Source organism: Arthrobacter sulfonylureivorans, from assembly GCF_022637435.1.
In the GTDB taxonomy this organism is placed as follows: Bacteria; Actinomycetota; Actinomycetes; order Actinomycetales; family Micrococcaceae; genus Crystallibacter; species Crystallibacter sulfonylureivorans.
Genome location: NZ_CP093326.1, coordinates 2,960,325 through 2,978,200 on the forward strand (window position 1 = coordinate 2,960,325; position 17,876 = coordinate 2,978,200).

A 17,876-nucleotide genomic window follows, 5' to 3' on the forward strand; every position below is an offset into this window, starting at 1 on the left:
CCTAACACGTGCATCCGCTCCCCAACGATTCGAAGGGAGCATACGCTCCCATCCAACAAATTCAGAACTACTGCTTCAACACCGCAACGGCTTCCGTCTTTTGTTCATAGCGTAAACGAACGATGTTCACGACACGCCAAAGGACACGACGAATAATACATTCATGAGGCTTGAGGAAAACCTGCGATTTCGGCCGCAACCTGTTCAGCACGATCCTTCGCGCCCGACTGGTCGAAATAGGCCCGGCTGTCTTTCAAGTGGCGCAGGGCTGCATCACAATCGCCTTTTACTCGAAGCGTCTTGCTGAGAAGCAAGTTGGCCTCACCTGCCGTTTGATGAGCCATTGACGGCGACTCCACACAGATCGGCACCAGGAGCTGAGCAGCTTCATCAACTTCGCCCCGATGAAAGTGCCAGTGGGCCCGGTTCAATTGATTCATTCGGCGGACATCATCCGTCAAGCCGATGATCGAAGCTGCCAATTCTGCACGGTCCATGCAATCTTCCGCTTCGGTGTCGGCAATTCCGGCAGCGAACCTCATGGCTGCCGAAGCCCTATTGAACCAAGCCCAAAGCGATAGATCGTTCGACGGGGATAGGTGTTCCGCAGCAAGTTGGTGGTAACGCACACCTTCGCTCGGGTCCTGTCGGAGGAAGGCCACGTTCCCAACCGCCCAGTATCCCTTTCCCGCCATTTGAGCGTCGTTCAAAGTGTGCAGCAGCTTGATGAGACACTGGCATTGCTGCCACGCTTCATCCATTCGGTCGTTTTCTGCCAATGCCGCGACAAGCGCCGTCAGGGCTGCGACTCTGATCTCGCTGCGCAATTCAGCGGATTCGCTCAGTGCCACAGCCGAGGTCGCGAACTCAAGCGCGTCAGCCAGTTCACCCGCCCCTTGAGCAGCGACTGATCTAATCGTCAACACCCGGCAAAGGAGCTCAGGTGAGGCAACTGTCAGCGCGTGGGCCTTTAGCGTCTCGGCGGTGCTAATGCAGTCATAATAGCGACCCAACTCTCGGAAGCATTCAGCTTCCAGGAAAGTCATGTGCCACCAAGTTCCTTGATCACCGTCACCAGTAGCCCGCTCAGCGCGTTCTCTGGCGATCTTCCGAGCCTCCACATAGTCACGCTTGGCAAACGCATCCCGCGCCCTCAGCTCCAGCAAAACGCCATCGCCTGCACCAGTTGCTATCACCATGTGCGCTCCTCTCAATGTATTGCCATCCCAGCAAATCAGGCGACTCTCGAATCGATCATATTCGCTCGACGGCCCTTATCCGGGAGGATCGAAATGTGTCGTTTCACCCCTAGCTCCGTAGCCCGTCACTCTGTACACTTACGATGTCGGGCACATCCTGCATGGATTTGCAGATCCGTGCATAACAAGTGAATGAGGGAGTCTCTATGAAGAAGTTTTCCGCAACCATTCTGGTTGCAGCCGTCCTTGCAGTGGTCGGTGCGGCGGCGCCCGCCGCAGCAGCAGATTCCTCCAATTTGTCCAGCGCCATTGTGCAGACCAGCACCTTTAATGGTGGTTTCTCCACCAATGCAGGCAACTGGCCGCACTAAGTTATTGAGGGGCGGAATGCGTTCCGCTCACCGGCTGAGGCCGTGGCATGCATCTTCGGATGCGTGTCACGGCCTTTCTGCTTTTAAGAAACGGTGACAGCGCCGGTGGATTCGGCCGTGTGGTGCTGACCGTCGGCTGACAGCGGCAGGGTGATGGTGAATGTGGTGCCGACTCCGACGGTGGACTCGACGGAAACGCTGCCGCGGTGCTGGTCCACCATTCCCTTGACGATTGCCAGGCCCAGGCCGGTGCCTTGAATGGCGTGCGCGTTGGACGCGCGGTAGAAACGGGAAAACAGTTGCGGCAAGTCATCATCCGGGATGCCGATCCCGCTGTCGGCGACCGTCACGATGGCGCAGGGAACACCGTCGTCGCTCTTAGTGCCGGATCCAACGGTGACACGGACTGCCCCATCTTGCGGGGTGAACTTGACGGCGTTGGACATGATGTTGGCAAAGACCTGCTCAAGCATCTTGGCATCGCCGTCCGCGGCAAGCCGGGTGTCCAGTCCCTCGCTCACCAGCTGGACGTTCTTGGCCTGGGCCGCCGGCTCCAGTGCGGTGGCCACCATGCGCAGCAGCTGCGGCAGGTCCACCGGTTCGGTCTTTAATCCGCTGCTCTGGAAATCCATCCTGGACAGCGTCAGCATGTCTTCGATCAGCTCACGCAGGCGAGTGGCATTCCGCCCCACGACTTTGAGCATCCGGGCGACGGACTCCGGGATTTCGCCGGCGTCCCCGTCCAGCACCAGCTCCAAGTAGCCGGTGATTGACGTCAGCGGCGTCCGGAGCTCGTGGTTGACGGTTGCCACGAAATTCGACTTTGCTTGGTCCAGTTCGCGGAGCTTTTCGACGACTTCTTGCTGCGCCGTGATCAAGTGCCCCTGGATGAGCCCGTGGGCCAGGTTCCCGGCCACATGTTGGAGCAGCGAAATTTCGGCCGGGGACCACGACCGTGGCTGCCCATGGCGGATGAGACAAATCAGTCCGAACGCTTTCGACCCCTGACCCAGAGGGGCCAGCATTGATGCCTTCCCCCGCGCGGTGGCAAACCACTCGATTACACCGGGGTGCTCTGTGAGGTTGATCCTGCCATTGTCGGCGGAAGTAAGGACGCTGCCCTTGGTCCAGAGAGCGGAGGCCAGTTGCAGCACCTCCTCCTCGGTACGGTGCGGCATGGCCATGGTGGTTTGGGCGGATTCGCTGGCCCACTGGGCGTCGGTGTGCGGGACTCTTTCGTCGTCCAACGTGCGGATCCAGACCTGGTCGGCTTCGAAGGCCGCCCCGATCCCGCGCAGCGCGAGGGTGATCATCTCGTTCGGGTCGTTGGTGCTGCGGATGCCCTCGGAGACGCGGCGGATCTGGTCTCGGAGGACAGCCACGCCCTTGCGCTCACGGCGCCGGTGTTCCGACCTGGCGAGGGTCACGCGCACGCGGTTGACCACGTTGGATGCCGATAGCGGCTTGATCAGATAGTCCGAGACACCCATTTCATAACCGCGCTCAACCAGCGGCAGTTCGTCTTCGGTAGCCATCAGCATCACCCGCCATTGGGCCCCGCTCTGGCGGTCGGAAAGCCGACGCACGGCTTCCATCCCTGCCAGCGACATATCGCCGGCGTCCACCAGGAGGATATCCGGCGGATTTCGCTGCAGCTCGTCCAACACCTCTGCAGCGGTGCCGAAGGCGGTTACGGTCATTCCGGCACCTTGGAGGGCTGTGCAAAGGAAGTCCCGGCTTATGGCGTCGGATGCGCCGACCAGTACCGTTGGGCGAACTTCAGTCCCGAGCTCACCTGCAACGGTCGGCACGTCAATTCCTCCTGCGTTAAATGCGGCCCGGCGTTGTCCCGGCCCCCTGACATTATGAATGAAGACTAGCAGTGCCCTCGGAAGGGAAATGGCAGATTACGGCAGGAGTTCCCGAGCCGCCGCGAAGACACCGGACGTGGACCGGTGGACACCCGCTGGGGCACGGGCATTCCCCGAGAATTCGAGGACAGTTCCTGTCCTGAAAACATCCGCCATCCATAGACTCCCCACTGCCCCGGGCGTAGCGTTTTGGCATGGCACCGACCGGGGAACTCCAGTGATCCATACGAATAAGCTCACGAAGCACTTCAAGAACAAGAAGGAAACGGTAGAGGCGGTCAAAGGCGTCGACATCGATATCTCGCCCGGCGAACTGGTGGCCTTCCTCGGCCCCAATGGCGCCGGCAAGTCCACAACGCTTCGGATGCTGACCACACTGCTTTCGCCTACTTCGGGCAGTGCGAGGGTCGCTGGCGTGGATGTGGTGGCAGATCCTGCCGGGGTGCGCTCCCGCATTGGTTATATCGGCCAGGGAAATGGTGGCGGCCACAGCTACCGGGTCATGGACGAGCTCGTGATGCAGGGCCGTTTCTACGGCATGAACGGCGCCGAGGCTCATGACCGCGCCCGCGAACTTCTGATCACGATGGACCTGCAGGAATTGGAAAAGCGGACGGTCGTTAAGCTGTCCGGGGGCCAACGCCGCCGCATGGACGTGGCTCTGGGACTGATGCACTCGCCCCAACTGCTGTTCCTTGACGAGCCGTCGACCGGCATGGACCCGCAGAACCGTGCGAATCTGTGGGACCACATCATGCGGATGCGCGTTGAGCATGGAACCACCATCGTGATGACCACCCACTATCTGGACGAGGCGGATTCCATGTCCGAGCGGGTGATCGTGATCGACCACGGCGAGATCATCGCCGACGACACGGCCGCCCGGCTGAAATCCAACCTGGCCGGTGACCTACTGGCGGTGGAGGTCCCCTTAGATTCCGCCCAAGCCGCGCGTGCGGTCCTCGGCCGAGCCGCCGCCGACGGGGACTTGGATGAAAGCATGCAGAACGGCACCGCCCGTTTCCGCGTACGGCTTCCCGACGGCGCGCGACTGGCGCCGGGACTACTTAAGGCGCTCGATGCTGCCGGAGCTCCCGTGACGTCGCTGGAGCTGAACCCGCCCACCCTTGACGACGTGTTCCTGGAACTGACAGGCCGCAGCCTACGGGAAGGAGTCGATGTTTGATGCAACCACTATCGACGAATCTAACCCACCCCGACGGCGCGGCGGTCACCAAGCCGGGCCTGGGAAAAATCGTCCGGGACACCAAGTTTGTGTTCTGGCGGGAGTTGCTGCTGGTTCTGCGGGATCCGTTCTCGCTAGTGTTTTCGCTGCTGCAGCCGCTGATTTTCCTGGCACTGTTCGGTCCCCTGCTCGGAGCTGCTGTGGGCACGGAAGCGTTCGGCGGGGAGAGCTCGCTGCAATGGTTCCTGCCCGGCGTCGTCGTCATGATCTCCCTGTTCGGCACCACCATGACCGGCTCAAATCTGCAGTACGAATTGATGACCGGCTCCTACGAACGGATTCTAGCCACACCGCTGTCCCGGTCCTCGCTCATGATCGGGCGGGCTCTGAAGGAATGGGCGCCGCTGGTGGCGCAGGGGCTGCTCATAGCCTTGGTCTGCATCCCTTTCGGATTCGTTTTCTACCCGCTCCATGTTCTCCTGGGCCTGCTGATCCTCGGCATCTTCGGGATCGGGATCGGCGCGCTCTCCTACACCTTGGCCCTCATCACCCAAGGAACCGAGTGGGTGTTCTGGGGCGTGCAGCAAACCCTGCTCTTCCCGCTGATGATTCTGTCCGGAATCATGCTGCCGATCGAGGCCGGGCCCGGCTGGATGCAGGCGCTCAGCCGGTACAACCCACTCACCTATCTGGTCAATGCCGAGCGGGAGCTCTTCGCCGGCACCGTCGGTGCGGATACGTTGTGGGGTCTGGTTGCTGCGGTGCTGACCGCCGCGGTCGGGCTGGCCGTCGGGATCCGCACCACCAAAAAACAGACGCTGTGACGCCCGACCGGCTTGGAAAGGCCGCAGAGCAACCGTCGTGGAGAAGATCCAGTCAACTTGTGGCAACAAAAAGCCAGTCTGGCGCAACGCCGCCTGAGGCCGGTCTACGTGGTCTAGCGTGGCGACCATGAGCAACCCAACCTCCGTGCGGCAGATCGTTGCCGTCCCGCCCTTGGTCCTCGCGGCCATTGCGGTGACGGTCCTGGCCTGGGCCAGCGCCTTCATCGTGATCCGCGGCGTTCTGCCGCATTTCGGACCTGGCCCGCTCAGCCTGCTGCGGCTGGCCATCGGCTCCGCCGCGCTGGCCTTGCTGCTGATTGGGCGGCCATGGGTGAAGCCGGACCGCCGCGCATGGCTGCTGATCATCGGTTGCGGACTCATGTGGTTCGGCGTCTACAACTTCGCCCTCAATACCGCCGAACAGACGCTCGACGGCGGCACCACCGCCATGATCGTCAATTTCGCGCCCATCCTGACTGCTTTGGGTGCCGGACTGTTCCTGCGGGAAGGCATCCCCACCTGGCTGGCGATCGGTGCCGGCGTTGCCTTTTTGGGCGTTGTGCTGATTGGCCTCGGCACCGGCGGCGGCGCCGCCAGCGGGACCGGCCTGCTGTGGGCGCTGGCGGCGGCGTTGACATACTCGGCCGGTGTTTTGCTGCAGAAGCCTGCCCTGGGCAGCGTGCCCGCGGGCCAAGTCACTTGGCTGGCCTGCACCATTGGGGCCCTTTCATCGCTGCCCTTCGTCGGCGAGCTCATGGCCGATCTGCGCAGCGCTCCGGCCGCGGCGATCATGGGAGTCGTGTATCTGGGCATTGTCCCCACGGCGCTGGCCTTCAGCACCTGGGCGTTCGCCTTGGCCCGGATGCCGGCCGGGCAATTGAGTGTTTCGTCCTACCTGGTTCCGCCGGTCGCCATCCTGCTGGGGTGGCTGTTCCTGGGCGAAACGCCTACGCTACTGGCCGTTGCCGGCGGCACGGTCTGCCTGCTGGGCGTGGCACTCTCCCGCCGGCGCAGCCGGCAGGCGAAGCAGTCAGCCGCCGACGCCCACGCTGCCGAGGGTGCGCAGCCGGCTGGCAATGCGGGAGACGTCCACCGCGGACCGGCTGGCTGACGGTCCCAGGTCCAGCGGCTCAGCACTGATGAGGGTCAGCGGCACATCGGCGTCATAGAGGATGTCCACGATATTGCTCAAGCGTTGCCAGCCGTTAATGCTGATGTCCCCGCGGCGCGGCACTCCTGAAATGACCCAGTGTGCGGAGCGCGGCAGCAGGGCCAGATAGTCGGTGGTGGCGGTGGGACCTTCGCACAGGTCCTGGAAGTCAAACCACACTTCATGCGCGGTGCACCGGAGGACTGGGATCGGCTGGCTCCCCGGGCGCAGCTCCTGGGCCTCGGCCGCGGACGGCCATTCAAGACCCGCCTCGGCGACCCGCGGGTCGTTGGGTCCACCCGGGGCGAGCACCATGGCACCGTCGCTGAACCGCCCAAGGCGGGCACCGCCGTCGTCGTCCTGCCCGCGGGGCCGACCGATAGACAGCGTGCGGTAATCCACGGGGCCGGAGATGGAGGCAACACGCATGGTGCGGCGGATCAACGCAATGGTCGGCTCGAACAGGGCGTGGAAGTCTTCGCTGGGCATCAACTGCTCGGGCGGATAGTTGGACGTTGCCACCAGCGTGATGCCGCGGCGGTGGATCTCGCGCAGCAGCCGCGCCAGCAATTGGCCGTCACCGGGATCGTGTACATGGAATTCGTCCACGACCAGCAGGGTGCAGTCCCGCAGCAGCGCGTCAATGGCCATATCGACGGCGCTGGTACCCGGCGGCCGGGTGGCCGGGTCCTGCGCATCGCGCCGATGGGCGTGCAGCTGGCGGAACAGGTCGTGGAAATGCCAGCGCTTCTTATCCGGCAGGTCCAGGGCGTCGAAGAATCGTTGGGCCAGCCAGCTCTTGCCCCGTCCCACCGGACCCCACAGATAGAGACCGCGGCGCTTGCCCGGAAGCGGCACTGCACTCGCCATCAGTCTGGCGCCGGCGTCGGCCAGCAGCCGCGCTGCGTCCTGCTGGTTGCTGTCCAGCCGGAAGCCGGCGGCGGAGGCTGCCTGGTCGAACTGGTCGAGCAGGCGCTGGCGCGCGCGAGCTTTGCCCGGTCGGCCGGCCGCAACGTTTCCTGCGTCCACGCACGCCCTCCTTCTCCCGAACCCGACGACGCCTTGCCCCTGGCAGTCAGTCCGCTGAGGCCAGGAACCAGCTTAACAGCGGCAGGGCGCCCCCGGCTTCCCTCCCGGGAAGCACAGAGCGCCCTGCTGTGCGAAACGTTAGGCGGCCAGAGTCCGCGGAATCCGCAGTTTAGTTGGCTGCGACAGCGGCGGCGCGGACAGACTCCATGGCCTTGGTCCACGGGACGAGCTGGTCGATCATCGGGGCCAGGGTGCCGGCGTTCTGCTCGGTCGGCTTGAAATCGGCGAAGTTCTCGAAATCGGTGAACAGCGAGAACATGACCTGGTTGCGCACGTGGGCGATCTGCAGTTCGGACAGGATGTTGCGCAGGTGCTCGGCGGCGCGGGCGCCACCCATGGAACCGTAGGAAACGATGCCGGCAGCCTTGTTGTTGAACTCGACGTTCAGGTAGGACAGTGCGTTGGTGAGGGCCGGGGTAACGGTGTGGTTGTACTCGCCGGTGACGAAGATGAAGCCGTCGAACTCACCGATCTTGGCCGACCAGGTCTTGGTGTGGTCGTTCTGGTAGTTCTGGTAGGCGGCCGGGTAGGCTTCGTCCAGCAGGGGCAGGTTGAAGTCGGCAATGTCGACAACCTCGAACTCGGCGTCGGTGCGGGCGGCGGCCTGGGCGAGAACCCAGTCGGCAACCTGCTTGTTGACTCGACCCGGACGGGTGCTGCCGGTGACGATAGCGATCTTGGTCATGTAATGAACCCCTTCGAGGTCTGGTCCCGACGCGCCCTTACTGTTGACACGTCATCGTTTTGTTGACACGTCAATCATGCAACAGGGAAACTTGATATGTCAACCAAAGAAGAGGAAGGCTCTCCGTGAACTCCGACACCCGTTGGCTGAACGATCATGAGCAGGAGGTCTGGCGCGCCTTCCGCGAACTGCTGTGGGGATTCGAGTCGGCGATGGACCGCCAACTCTTGCGGGACTCCGACCTTTCCGGCGTGGAGTATTCGGTTCTGGCCTCCCTTTCGGAGGCTGACGATGGCGTCATGCGTGCCCGGGACATTGCGCAGCAACTGGACTGGGAACGCAGCCGGCTCTCCCATCTGCTCAAGCGGATGGAGGCCCGCGGACTGGTGGAGCGGGTCACGTGCGCCACCGACGCACGCGGTTTCAACATCTCTATGACCTCCGCCGGCTGGGATGCCATCAGGCAGGCTGCGCCCGGCCACGTGACCTTTGTGCGGGAGAACGTCTTCGACCCGCTGTCTGAGGCCGAACGCGAGGCGCTGCTGTCTGCCACTACCAAGATGCAGCAATCCATCCGCAATGCCGGCCTCTGGGGGAACACCGGCAGGTCTGCCTAGGGCTCATTCGAGGATTTCGGAGACCTCCAGCCACTCCAGCTCCAGGCCTTCCTTCTCCTCGGCGATCTCCTGGAGCTTCCGGTTCAGCTCCGCCAGCCCGGAAAAATCGACGTCGGCCTTGGCGCCGGCCGTGTGCATCTGCTCCTTGAGCTTGTCCTCCTGCTGGCCCAGCTTGCCCAGCTGGCGTTCAATCCGGTTGAGATCCTTCTTGGCCTGGCGCTTGTCGGCCTCGCTATGGACGGTGCCGGGAGCCGTCTCGGCGGCGCCGCCACTTGCCGAAGCCTGCGAGGACTTGCCGGCGAGCGATGCTTCGCGCAGCTCGAGGTACTGGTCCACTCCCCCGGGCAGGCCGCGGAGCTTGCCGTCGCCCAGCAGGGCCATCTGGTGGTCGGTCACCCGCTCCAGCAGGTAGCGGTCGTGCGAGACCACCACCAGCGTGCCCGGCCATCCGTCCAGCACGTCCTCCACCGCGGCCAGCGTGTCCGTATCCAGGTCGTTGGTGGGCTCGTCCAGCATCAGCACGTTTGGCTCTCCGACCAACAGCCGCAGCAACTGCAGCCGCCGCCGCTCACCGCCGGAGAGGTCACGCACCGGCGTCCACTGTTTCTCTTTGGAAAAGCCGAGCTGTTCCACCAGCTGGCTGGCTGAAACCTCGCGTCCGCCGATGTTGAAGACCTGGCGTTCGCGCTGGATCACTTCCACTACCCGCAGATCCAAGACGTCATCGAGTTCGCGCACCTCCTGGGTCAGCATGGCGGTCTGCACCGTCTTGCCCCGCTTGACCTTGCCGACCGTGGGCTGGATCTCGCCATTCAGCAGCCGCAGCAACGTGGTCTTGCCCGCACCATTAACGCCTACCAAGCCGAGCCGTTCACCCGGCGCCAGCCGCAAGGTGATGTTGTCGAAGAGCGGGCCGGGTCCGCCGGCGCCGTCCGTTGGCCGCGGCGGCGGGGTGTAGGAGACATGCTCGAGGTCCAGCACGTCCTTTCCGAGCCGAGCGGTGGCCATCTTGTTCAACGCCACCGCATCCCGGGGCTCGGGCACATCGGCGATCAGTTCATTGGCAGCTTCGATCCTGAACTTCGGCTTCGCGGTCCGGGCCGGGGCCCCGCGGCGCAGCCAGGCCAGCTCCTTCTTGACCAGCTGCTGCCTTTTTCCTTCGACGACGGCGGCCGTGCGGTTGCGTTCGGCGCGGGCCAGGACGTAGGCGGCATAGCCACCGTCGAAGGGGTCCACGACACCGTCGTGGACTTCCCAGGTCCGGGTACACACTTCGTCCAGGAACCAGCGGTCGTGGGTGATCACCAGGAAGGCTCCCTCATTCGGGCGCCACCGGGTCTTGAGGTGCCGGGCCAGCCAGGCCACGCCCTCGACGTCGAGGTGGTTGGTCGGCTCGTCGAGCATGATCACGTCATGCGGCTCGATCAGCAGCTTGGCGAGGGCAACCCTGCGGCGCTGCCCGCCGGACAACGACGACACCGTGGCATGCCAATCGACGTCGCCCACCAGGCCCTCCATGATCTCGCGGATCCGCGGGTTGGAGGCCCACTCGTGCTCGGCTGCCTCGCCCACGATCGCGACGCCGACCGGCAGGTCTCCGTTGAGCACGTCCTGCTGGTCCAGATAGCCCACGTTGACGTCGCCGCGCTTGGTGACCCGGCCGTCGTCGGGCGTGCTGCGCTGCGACAGCAGCCGCATCAAGGTGGACTTGCCGTCGCCGTTGCGCCCCACCATGCCGATCCGGTCGCCCTCGTTCAGGCCGAGGGACACCGAATCCAGGATGGTGCGGGTGGCAAAGGAGACGCTGACGTTTTCTGCGCCGAGCAAGTGGACCAAGGGTGCTGCTTTCTGTTGCTTTGAGGTAGTGCGGGGCGGACCATTGGCTGGCCCTCGTGGGGAACCGGCCGTCAGGCCATGATGCGGGCGCCGTGGACCGGTCCGCGGACCGGCAGGGCAACCACGCCGGCGACGTCCGAGAGCCGCTGCCCTAGTTCTGCGGCTTCCTGCCGCCCTGCGGTCAGGAACGCCACGGTTGGGCCGGACCCGGACACCAGGCCGGCCAGTGCGCCTTCGGCCCGGCCCAGTTCAAGGATATCGGCAAGCTCGGGTGCCAGTTCGATGGCAGCCTCCTGCAGATCATTGTGCAAACAGCCCGCCAACTGGTGGACGTCGCCGGACTGCATGGCCTGCAGGATCGCCGGCTCCACCTGCTCGGGCTCGTCCGGCACGTGGCCACGGCGGGCCCGCAGATCGTCGGCCACGGCATAGACCTTCGGCGTCGACAGGCCGAACGAGGCCGGGACCAGCACCCAGTGCATTTCGCTGCGCGCCAGCGCCGGCGTCAACCGGTCCCCGACCCCGAGCCCGACGGCGACTCCGCCGTGCAGCGCGAACGGCACGTCCGCGCCGAGTCCGCCGGCCAGCCCAATCAGTTCGTCGCGCGAGTAGCCGGTGTTCCAGAGCGCACTGCAGGCCACCAGGGCGGCAGCGGCGTCGGCCGAACCGCCACCCATCCCGCCCGCAATGGGGACCCGCTTGGTGATGTCCAAGTGCACACCCTGCGGGTGGCCGGACGTTTCGCGGATCAGTTCCGCTGCCTGCACCGCCAGGTTGGAGGCATCCAGCGGAATGCCGTCGAGGTCGAAGTCCAGTCCGGCCCCATTGCGCACACTCACCGTGATGGCCTCGTCGTCGCGGGCCGTGGCGGTGACCTCCTCGTACAGCGAGAGGGCCAGGTAAACGCTTGCCACCGAGTGATAGCCATCCGGCCGGGGCCCGCCCACGCGGAAGGAGACGTTGATTTTTCCCGGCGCCATCACGCGGACCGGCCGTGCTCTGCTCATCAGCGCTCCACCTTCCTAGCCGACCAGCGGATGGTTGAATTCCGCGATCCGGGCAAAGGCAGCAATGTCCAGCACTTCCCCTCGGGCGCTGGGATCCACATTGGCCTGGCGCAGCGCTTCCTCCGCCCGTGCCGCGCTGCCGGCCCAACCGGCCAGGGCAGCCCGCAGCGTCTTGCGGCGCTGCGCGAAGGCCGCGTCGATGACGGCGAACACCTCGCGGCGCGGGGCGCGGGTCACCGGCGGCTCGCCGCGAGTGAACTCCACCAGGCCGGAGGCGATCTTCGGTGCCGGCCAAAACACGTTCATGCCGATCACCCCAGCCTTGCGCATGCTTCCGTACCACGCGGCCTTGACGCTGGGCACGCCGTAGATCTTGGAACCGGGCTTGGCCGCAAGCCGGTCGGCCACCTCGTCCTGGACCATGACCAAGCCGTGGCGCAGCGACGGGAAGTGCTCCAACAGGTGCAGGACCACGGGCACGGCAACGTTGTAGGGCAGGTTCGCGACCAGCGCGTCCGGCGCCTTCGGCAGCTCGGTGACCTGCAGCGCGTCCGCCAGCACCACGTCCAGCCGGCCGGCGGCATCCGGACGCCATTCGGATGCCGTCTGCTCCAGGCGGGCGGCAAGCTTGGGGTCGATTTCGACGGCGACGACATGCCCGGCGGCATCCAGCAGCCCAAGCGTGAGCGAGCCGAGGCCGGGACCAACCTCCAGTACCGTCTCGCCGGGAACAACGTCGGCGGTGGCCACGATCCTACGGATGGTGTTGCCGTCGATCACGAAGTTTTGGCCGAGGGTCTTGGTCGGACGCACGTCCAGTTCGGCCGCGAGCCTGCGGATGTCGGCTGCTCCGAGCAACGGCTTGACGGGTGCGGCCGCGGCTTCCCCGTTGTTCTGCCGGGATCCGGTACCGGGAGTGGAATGTGGTTCTGTCACTGTGCCATCGTATCGGGCCGGCGCCCGCTGCCGCGGCGGCCCCGCCCCACCCGCTTAACGCACCTCGGGCCCGGGCCGTGATGCCCGGGCCCGAGGTGGGCGGAGTAACTGACGCCGGATGCTTAGAGCAATCCCAGCTTGGAGGCGCAGGCGGGCCAGTGGCCCCATCCGCCGTTGCCGCGCAGCACTTCGGCGGTCGCGATCTGCTCCGACGGGGTGGCCATGTAGGCGTAGGGGGCGTACTTGCCGCCGCCGGCGCCCAGCCAGGAGCTGGCGCTGAACTGCAGGCCTCCGGAGTAGCCGTTGCCCGTGTTGATGGACCAGTTGCCGCCGGACTCGCATTCTGCGAGCGCCTGCCAGGCACCGCCTACGTTGGCGTTGTTGACCTTGGCCGGGCGCTTCTTCGTGCCAATGGTGATCTTCTGGCTGACCGGTTCGCGGGTGACCTTTTCCCTGACCAGTTTCCGGCTGGTTTCCTTGCCGTCGGTCAGCACGATCTCGTAGACCTTGACCCGTTCGCCGGCCTCGCCGGCACGGGTGACCTTTTCTTCGTCGTTGAACATGGAGGAGTTGGTCGTCTCGTCCGTACCAAACGCGATGGACTCGGTCTCTTCGACCTGCTCGCGGTCGATCCGGGTCACCTTGACCTTGGTGCCCTCCTCGACCGGCTCCTTGGCGGCAACGGAGAGCTTGTCGTCCTTGCGGACCTTGATGTCGTGTTCCTTCAGCAGGTCGCCGATGGTCGTCGCGGTCGAGACTTCCTTGCGGGTCTTGCCGTCGGCGGCGATCGTGACATTCTTCGGCGTCGAGATGGTCACCCCGCCCACCGAGGCCAGTTCGGCGGTCAGCGGCGCCGACAGGGCGGACTTGTCGGTGACTTCCAGCTCGTCCAGCAGTTCCTGGACGGTTGCGGCAGTGGTGTGGACCGTGGAACTGTCGCCGTCCACGTTCACGTTCACCGGCTTGGCAGTGACCACCTCGATCTTGGCGCCGTTGGAGATTTCCTCGCCGACCGCCGGGGTCACGTCGTCGCGTTCGCCCACCTCGACCTCGGATTCGGCGAGGACATCCGCCACCGTGGAGCCGAACGTGGAAACAGTGCTCGCCTGCCCGTCAACGGTCAGCGTCACGGACTTGTTGTTGCCCACGAAGGCAACCAGTCCAAGGACAAGTGCGGTCATGACGACGACCTGGCCGGCGATCTTCACCCAGCGGTTCTTCAGCGCGTTTGTCACGGTTCCCGAATCTGTTGCAGCTTCCGGGCACGGGGACATAAAGGCACACGCCAAGAGCGCGCCGATTTCCACGGCACGATGCGAGTGCAGGCAGCACCTGCAGCGGCTGTTTGGGCGTACGAACGGAACGTCCAACTGCAACCGCTACCGGTGTGGCAATGTCCGGATGCCTTCCCCGACCCCGGCCATTAGCTACCTACCGTAATCGAAACGTGACATGGCGACAAGCCGAGCTACCCGCGGGTAGCCCTGGCCTGGCCGCGCGGCCCCTGTCTACGGGGCCCACTCTTTCCTGATTCCCGGGGCTGGCTAGGAAAAATACCGTTGTGTTATTCGTCCTGCCACGAGCCGTAAACACGTTGCGTGTTTTGCGCCACCTCTGTGCATAACGTGGCCAGGTCCTTGTCCAGCACCTGCGCCATCGAACGCATGGTGTAGGGCACTAGGTAGCTGGCGTTGGGACGCCCCCGGTACGGGTGCGGGGTCAGGAACGGCGCATCGGTTTCGGCCAGCACCAATGCCGATTCGGCGATGGCCAGCGCCTCGCGAAGGTCGGCGGCGTTCTTGAAGCTGACGGTGCCGGCGAAGGACATATGCCAGCCATTGTCGTTGCAGATCCTGGCCAGCGCGGCATCGCCGGAAAAGCAGTGGAACACCACCTTCTCCGGCGCGCCCTCCTCGCGCAGCACCCGAACCACGTCCTCGTGGGCGTCGCGGTCATGGATCTGCAGCGCCAAGCCCAGCCGCTTGGCCATGTCGATGTGGCGGCGGAACGAATCCTGCTGGGCGCCGCGGCCTCCGGCTTCCGTCCGGTAGTAGTCCAGGCCGGTCTCCCCGATAGCCCGAATGCGCGGATGCCTGGCAATGGCCTCGATCTCCGCCAGGGCCTGCTCCAACGCGCCGGCTTCGGCCAGCGGGGGCGCGTCATTGGGATGGATGGCCACCGCGCCCAGCAGCCGGGGCTCGGCCTGCACAGCCTGGAGCGTGAAGCGCGAGGACTCCAGGTCGCAGCCGACCTGGACCGCGCCCGCGACGCCGACCGCCTCGGCAGCGTCCATCGCCTGGCTGACCGTGACCGACACCAGCCCGTCGCGAAAGTCCAGATGGGTGTGGTTGTCCATCACCGGCACCGGCAGCGGCTCGGGCGCCGGCGGATAGCTCAAATTGCGACGCCGGCCGTCGCCCTCGGTGGGTCTGCGCACCGCAGATGTCTGGGCCGCCGTGCTGTCAGCTGCGTAAGCGGGGGGCGTTTCGCCGGCAACGGCGGCTGGAAAAGTGGCCATGCTTCCAGCCTACTGAAGCACTGCCCGCGGTCCCGCGGCCCCCATCGGACGTATCAAACAAACGTTTCATGTGTCTACCGCATCACACAGGCAACAAGTAGGGTTGAGACAACCGGCCCTCGGGGAAGGCATACCGGAAGGTACTTTCATGGATACGCAGCAGGACATGGCAGAGGCCGGGACTATCCGCTCCAACAGCGCTGAGCTGGGACAGGGCGCTGAGCTGGGCCAGGGCGAAGGGCTCGCTCTGGCCGAATTCCACGACGCCTGCGGACGGATCAGGGCTGCGATCGAGACCGTCATCGACGGCAAGTCGGAGGCGGCCCGACTGGCGTTGACAGTGCTGCTGGCCCAGGGGCATCTGCTCTTGGAGGACGTGCCCGGCGTCGGCAAAACCATGCTGGCGAAGACGCTGGCGAAGACCATCGACTGCAGCGTGCACCGGATCCAGTTCACGCCGGACCTGCTGCCTTCCGACGTCACCGGCGTTTCCATCTATAACCAGGACAAGCACCGGTTCGAGTTCCGGCCGGGCCCGGTGTTCGCCAACATCGTCATTGGCGACGAGATCAACCGCGCCTCGGCCAAGACACAGTCGGCACTGCTCGAATGCATGGAGGAACACCAAGTCACGGTGGACGGCACCTCCTACTCGCTGGACACTCCATTCATGGTGATCGCCACGCAGAACCCGATTGAAATGGAAGGCACCTACCCGCTGCCGGAAGCCCAGCGCGACCGTTTCATGGCCCGGATCTCCATGGGCTACCCGGACCTGCGTGCGGAAATGGAGATGTTGGAGACCCATCAGTCCGTCTCGCCGCTGGTGGCAGTCCGTCCCGTCGTCACCGTGGACGAGGTACGCAGGATGGTCGCCACGGTCCGCGATGTCTATGTCTCGCCCGCGGTGAAGGAATACACGGTTAACATCGGCCGGGCCACCCGAGACCATCCGCATCTGCGGCTGGGAGCAAGCCCGCGCGCCATGCTCCAGTTGCTGCGGGCGGCCAAGGCGACGGCGGCCCTGAACGGCCGCGACTTCGTCCTTCCCGACGACGTGGCCAGCGTTGCCGAGGCCGTGCTCGCCCACCGGTTGATCCTCGACCGAAAAGCCGTGACGGCCGGCGAAGACGCGTCCAGCGTGGTGGCGTCGGTGGTGGCCAAGGTCCCGGTCGGCGGCGAGTCCCGCCGCGTTTCCCCCTGACGGCCATGGACGCGTTCGGCTGGCTGCCCACCCGGTACATCACGCTGCGCGGCTGGGGAATTCTGGCGGCCGGCACGCTGGCGCTGCTGCTGGCGCAGGTACTGGGCCGCCGCGACCTGCTGACGCTGGGTGTGTTCCTGGTCGGGCTGCCGCTGCTGGCCGCGGCGTCGATGGTCCTGCTCAAACCGCAGTTCATCGTGGAGCGGAAGTTCCGGCCCGCCGCCGTCGAAACCGGCGTGGTGGCCCAGGTCGAGTTGACGGTGCGGCGCAGCGGGGGCCTGTCGGGACTCGTGTACATGGAGGAGCAACTGCCGCCGCGTTTCGGCAAGGCTCCGTCGTTCCGGTTCCCGGCGCGGCACCCGTCCCGCTCCGGAGCGAGCATCTACGGATACAAGCTCCGCTCCAACCAGCGCGGGTTGTTTGCCATCGGCCCGGTCACAGCCGATTTCACCGACCCGTTTGGGCTGGCCAATCACCGGCACCATCTGGGCGAAACCAGTCCCTTGGTGGTGACGCCGTCCCCGGTGCAACTGCCCGCCACCTCGCTGACCGGAGCACGCGGCTCCGACGGCACGGCAAGCACCCGGCGGCAAGCCAATCCCAGCGACGACGACGTGATGACCCGAGAATACCGCTACGGCGATCCGATGCGCCGGGTCCACTGGGCGGCGACGGCCCGGCACGGCGAGCTCATGGTCCGTCAGGAAGAATCGGTGACCACCCCGCAGGCGACGATCGTGCTGGACCGGCGCGCTTCTGCCTTCGGCACCGGTCTCCTGCCGACCTTCGGCGACGGCGGCAGCCATCACGGCGACCTGCTGCACACCTCGCCCGCCTTTGAGTGGGCAATCACGGCCGTGGCCTCGGCCGCCAACGACTTCCTCCAGCGCAACTACACGGTCCGGCTCCTCGACATCCACGCCGCGGCAGCCGTCCTGGAGTCCCCGTCGGCGCCGTCGCCCGGCCAGGAGCAATTCGACGGGCCCGCCGGCTATCAGGATCTGGCCGAAGGGCTGGCCGCGCTGGGCCTGGCCGACGACCACCGCAAGTCCGACCGGCATCCCGCGGCGCCCGCCTTCGGGGACCGGCTGATGGACAAGCTTGCCGCGCACAAATACAAGGGGCCGCTCGTCGCGGTGCTGGGCCAGATCAGCAGCGACGAAGCGCGCCTGCTGGCCCCTGCCGCCGAATTCGGCTCGCATGCCTTCGCCCTGATCGTTACCGACCGGCCACAGCTCGCGCGGGCGTCGATGGACCTGCTGCGCGCCGGTGGCTGGCGGACCGTTGCGGTCAGCCCCAAAGCCTCGGTGGCGGCCGCCTGGGCGCACTTCGACCTGCGCGACCGGATCGAACCGGTGGGAACAGGGGCGGCGCCGTGACCGT

General features: G+C 65.4%; 16 protein-coding genes. 7 read left to right on the forward strand and 9 right to left on the reverse strand.

What is annotated here, in order from left to right; genetic code table 11:
- Positions 1-161: 161 nt before the first annotated feature.
- Positions 162-1,199, reverse strand: a complete 1,038-nt coding sequence (locus MNQ99_RS13605) for a hypothetical protein (RefSeq protein ID WP_241913297.1) — start codon at positions 1,197-1,199, stop codon at positions 162-164.
- 206 nt (positions 1,200-1,405) lie between these two features.
- Here MNQ99_RS13605 and MNQ99_RS13610 point away from each other — a divergent pair, with 206 nt between their 5' ends.
- Positions 1,406-1,570, forward strand: coding sequence for a hypothetical protein (locus tag MNQ99_RS13610; protein WP_241913298.1), 165 nt, complete (start codon positions 1,406-1,408; stop codon positions 1,568-1,570).
- Between the two features lie 83 nt (positions 1,571-1,653).
- On the opposite strand, the gene MNQ99_RS13615 is transcribed toward MNQ99_RS13610, so the two are convergent.
- Positions 1,654-3,381, reverse strand: a complete 1,728-nt coding sequence (locus MNQ99_RS13615) for an ATP-binding protein (protein ID WP_277883552.1) — start codon at positions 3,379-3,381, stop codon at positions 1,654-1,656.
- Between the two features lie 277 nt (positions 3,382-3,658).
- Here MNQ99_RS13615 and MNQ99_RS13620 point away from each other — a divergent pair, with 277 nt between their 5' ends.
- From MNQ99_RS13620 to MNQ99_RS13630, 3 genes are all read left to right on the forward strand, one after another.
- Positions 3,659-4,627 carry an ATP-binding cassette domain-containing protein gene (locus MNQ99_RS13620; protein ID WP_241913300.1) on the forward strand — a complete coding sequence of 323 codons (969 nt, stop codon included), beginning with the start codon at positions 3,659-3,661 and terminating at the stop codon, positions 4,625-4,627.
- Positions 4,627-5,451: an ABC transporter permease gene (locus tag MNQ99_RS13625; protein WP_241913301.1), complete on the forward strand. Its 825-nt coding sequence runs from the start codon at positions 4,627-4,629 to the stop codon at positions 5,449-5,451. The genes MNQ99_RS13620 and MNQ99_RS13625 overlap by 1 nt, the downstream gene beginning before the upstream one ends.
- A gap of 127 nt (positions 5,452-5,578) precedes the next feature.
- A complete protein-coding gene (locus MNQ99_RS13630) occupies positions 5,579-6,562 on the forward strand; it encodes a DMT family transporter (protein ID WP_241913302.1) in 984 nt (327 codons plus the stop codon).
- On the opposite strand, the gene zapE is transcribed toward MNQ99_RS13630, so the two are convergent.
- The gene (zapE, locus tag MNQ99_RS13635) at positions 6,482-7,630 is read right to left on the reverse strand and encodes a cell division protein ZapE (RefSeq protein WP_241913303.1); all 1,149 of its coding nucleotides are present in this window, start codon (positions 7,628-7,630) and stop codon (positions 6,482-6,484) included. The genes MNQ99_RS13630 and zapE overlap by 81 nt on opposite strands.
- Before the next feature lie 169 nt (positions 7,631-7,799).
- Entirely contained in the window at positions 7,800-8,375 is a 576-nt protein-coding gene (locus MNQ99_RS13640) for an NADPH-dependent FMN reductase (RefSeq protein WP_127511922.1), read from the reverse strand.
- 125 nt (positions 8,376-8,500) lie between these two features.
- Here MNQ99_RS13640 and MNQ99_RS13645 point away from each other — a divergent pair, with 125 nt between their 5' ends.
- Positions 8,501-8,992, forward strand: coding sequence for a MarR family winged helix-turn-helix transcriptional regulator (locus tag MNQ99_RS13645; protein ID WP_127511923.1), 492 nt, complete (start codon positions 8,501-8,503; stop codon positions 8,990-8,992).
- A 3-nt stretch (positions 8,993-8,995) separates the two neighbouring features.
- Here the strand turns inward: MNQ99_RS13645 and MNQ99_RS13650 are convergent, their stop codons facing one another.
- From MNQ99_RS13650 to MNQ99_RS13675, 5 genes are all read right to left on the reverse strand, one after another.
- Positions 8,996-10,828, reverse strand: coding sequence for an ABC-F family ATP-binding cassette domain-containing protein (locus tag MNQ99_RS13650; RefSeq protein ID WP_127511924.1), 1,833 nt, complete (start codon positions 10,826-10,828; stop codon positions 8,996-8,998).
- A gap of 71 nt (positions 10,829-10,899) precedes the next feature.
- Positions 10,900-11,835 carry a 4-(cytidine 5'-diphospho)-2-C-methyl-D-erythritol kinase gene (locus MNQ99_RS13655; RefSeq protein ID WP_127511925.1) on the reverse strand — a complete coding sequence of 312 codons (936 nt, stop codon included), beginning with the start codon at positions 11,833-11,835 and terminating at the stop codon, positions 10,900-10,902.
- 15 nt (positions 11,836-11,850) lie between these two features.
- The gene (rsmA, locus tag MNQ99_RS13660) at positions 11,851-12,771 is read right to left on the reverse strand and encodes a 16S rRNA (adenine(1518)-N(6)/adenine(1519)-N(6))-dimethyltransferase RsmA (RefSeq protein ID WP_127511926.1); all 921 of its coding nucleotides are present in this window, start codon (positions 12,769-12,771) and stop codon (positions 11,851-11,853) included.
- Between the two features lie 122 nt (positions 12,772-12,893).
- The gene (locus tag MNQ99_RS19030; RefSeq protein WP_277883553.1) at positions 12,894-14,006 is read right to left on the reverse strand and encodes a resuscitation-promoting factor; all 1,113 of its coding nucleotides are present in this window, start codon (positions 14,004-14,006) and stop codon (positions 12,894-12,896) included.
- Between the two features lie 329 nt (positions 14,007-14,335).
- Positions 14,336-15,289 carry a TatD family hydrolase gene (locus MNQ99_RS13675; RefSeq protein ID WP_241913304.1) on the reverse strand — a complete coding sequence of 318 codons (954 nt, stop codon included), beginning with the start codon at positions 15,287-15,289 and terminating at the stop codon, positions 14,336-14,338.
- A 148-nt stretch (positions 15,290-15,437) separates the two neighbouring features.
- Between MNQ99_RS13675 and MNQ99_RS13680 the strand changes: the two genes are divergently transcribed.
- A complete protein-coding gene (locus MNQ99_RS13680; protein WP_241913305.1) occupies positions 15,438-16,493 on the forward strand; it encodes an AAA family ATPase in 1,056 nt (351 codons plus the stop codon).
- A gap of 5 nt (positions 16,494-16,498) precedes the next feature.
- On the forward strand, positions 16,499-17,872 hold the full coding sequence (locus MNQ99_RS13685) for a DUF58 domain-containing protein (protein WP_127511928.1): 1,374 nt from the start codon (positions 16,499-16,501) through the stop codon (positions 17,870-17,872).
- The last annotated feature ends 4 nt before the right edge of the window (positions 17,873-17,876 follow it).

What these genes read in the sequence shown, in the direction of transcription:
- MNQ99_RS13605 (WP_241913297.1), bottom strand. Translation starts at nt 1,199, where the DNA reads ATGGTGATAGCAACTGGTGCAGGCGATGGCGTTTTGCTGGAGCTGAGG.
- MNQ99_RS13610 (WP_241913298.1), top strand. Translation starts at nt 1,406, where the DNA reads ATGAAGAAGTTTTCCGCAACCATTCTGGTTGCAGCCGTCCTTGCAGTG.
- MNQ99_RS13625 (WP_241913301.1), top strand. Translation starts at nt 4,627, where the DNA reads ATGCAACCACTATCGACGAATCTAACCCACCCCGACGGCGCGGCGGTC.
- MNQ99_RS13630 (WP_241913302.1), top strand. Translation starts at nt 5,579, where the DNA reads ATGAGCAACCCAACCTCCGTGCGGCAGATCGTTGCCGTCCCGCCCTTG.
- MNQ99_RS13640 (WP_127511922.1), bottom strand. Translation starts at nt 8,375, where the DNA reads ATGACCAAGATCGCTATCGTCACCGGCAGCACCCGTCCGGGTCGAGTC.
- MNQ99_RS13655 (WP_127511925.1), bottom strand. Translation starts at nt 11,835, where the DNA reads ATGAGCAGAGCACGGCCGGTCCGCGTGATGGCGCCGGGAAAAATCAAC.
- MNQ99_RS13675 (WP_241913304.1), bottom strand. Translation starts at nt 15,289, where the DNA reads ATGGCCACTTTTCCAGCCGCCGTTGCCGGCGAAACGCCCCCCGCTTAC.
- MNQ99_RS13680 (WP_241913305.1), top strand. Translation starts at nt 15,438, where the DNA reads ATGGATACGCAGCAGGACATGGCAGAGGCCGGGACTATCCGCTCCAAC.
- MNQ99_RS13685 (WP_127511928.1), top strand. Translation starts at nt 16,499, where the DNA reads ATGGACGCGTTCGGCTGGCTGCCCACCCGGTACATCACGCTGCGCGGC.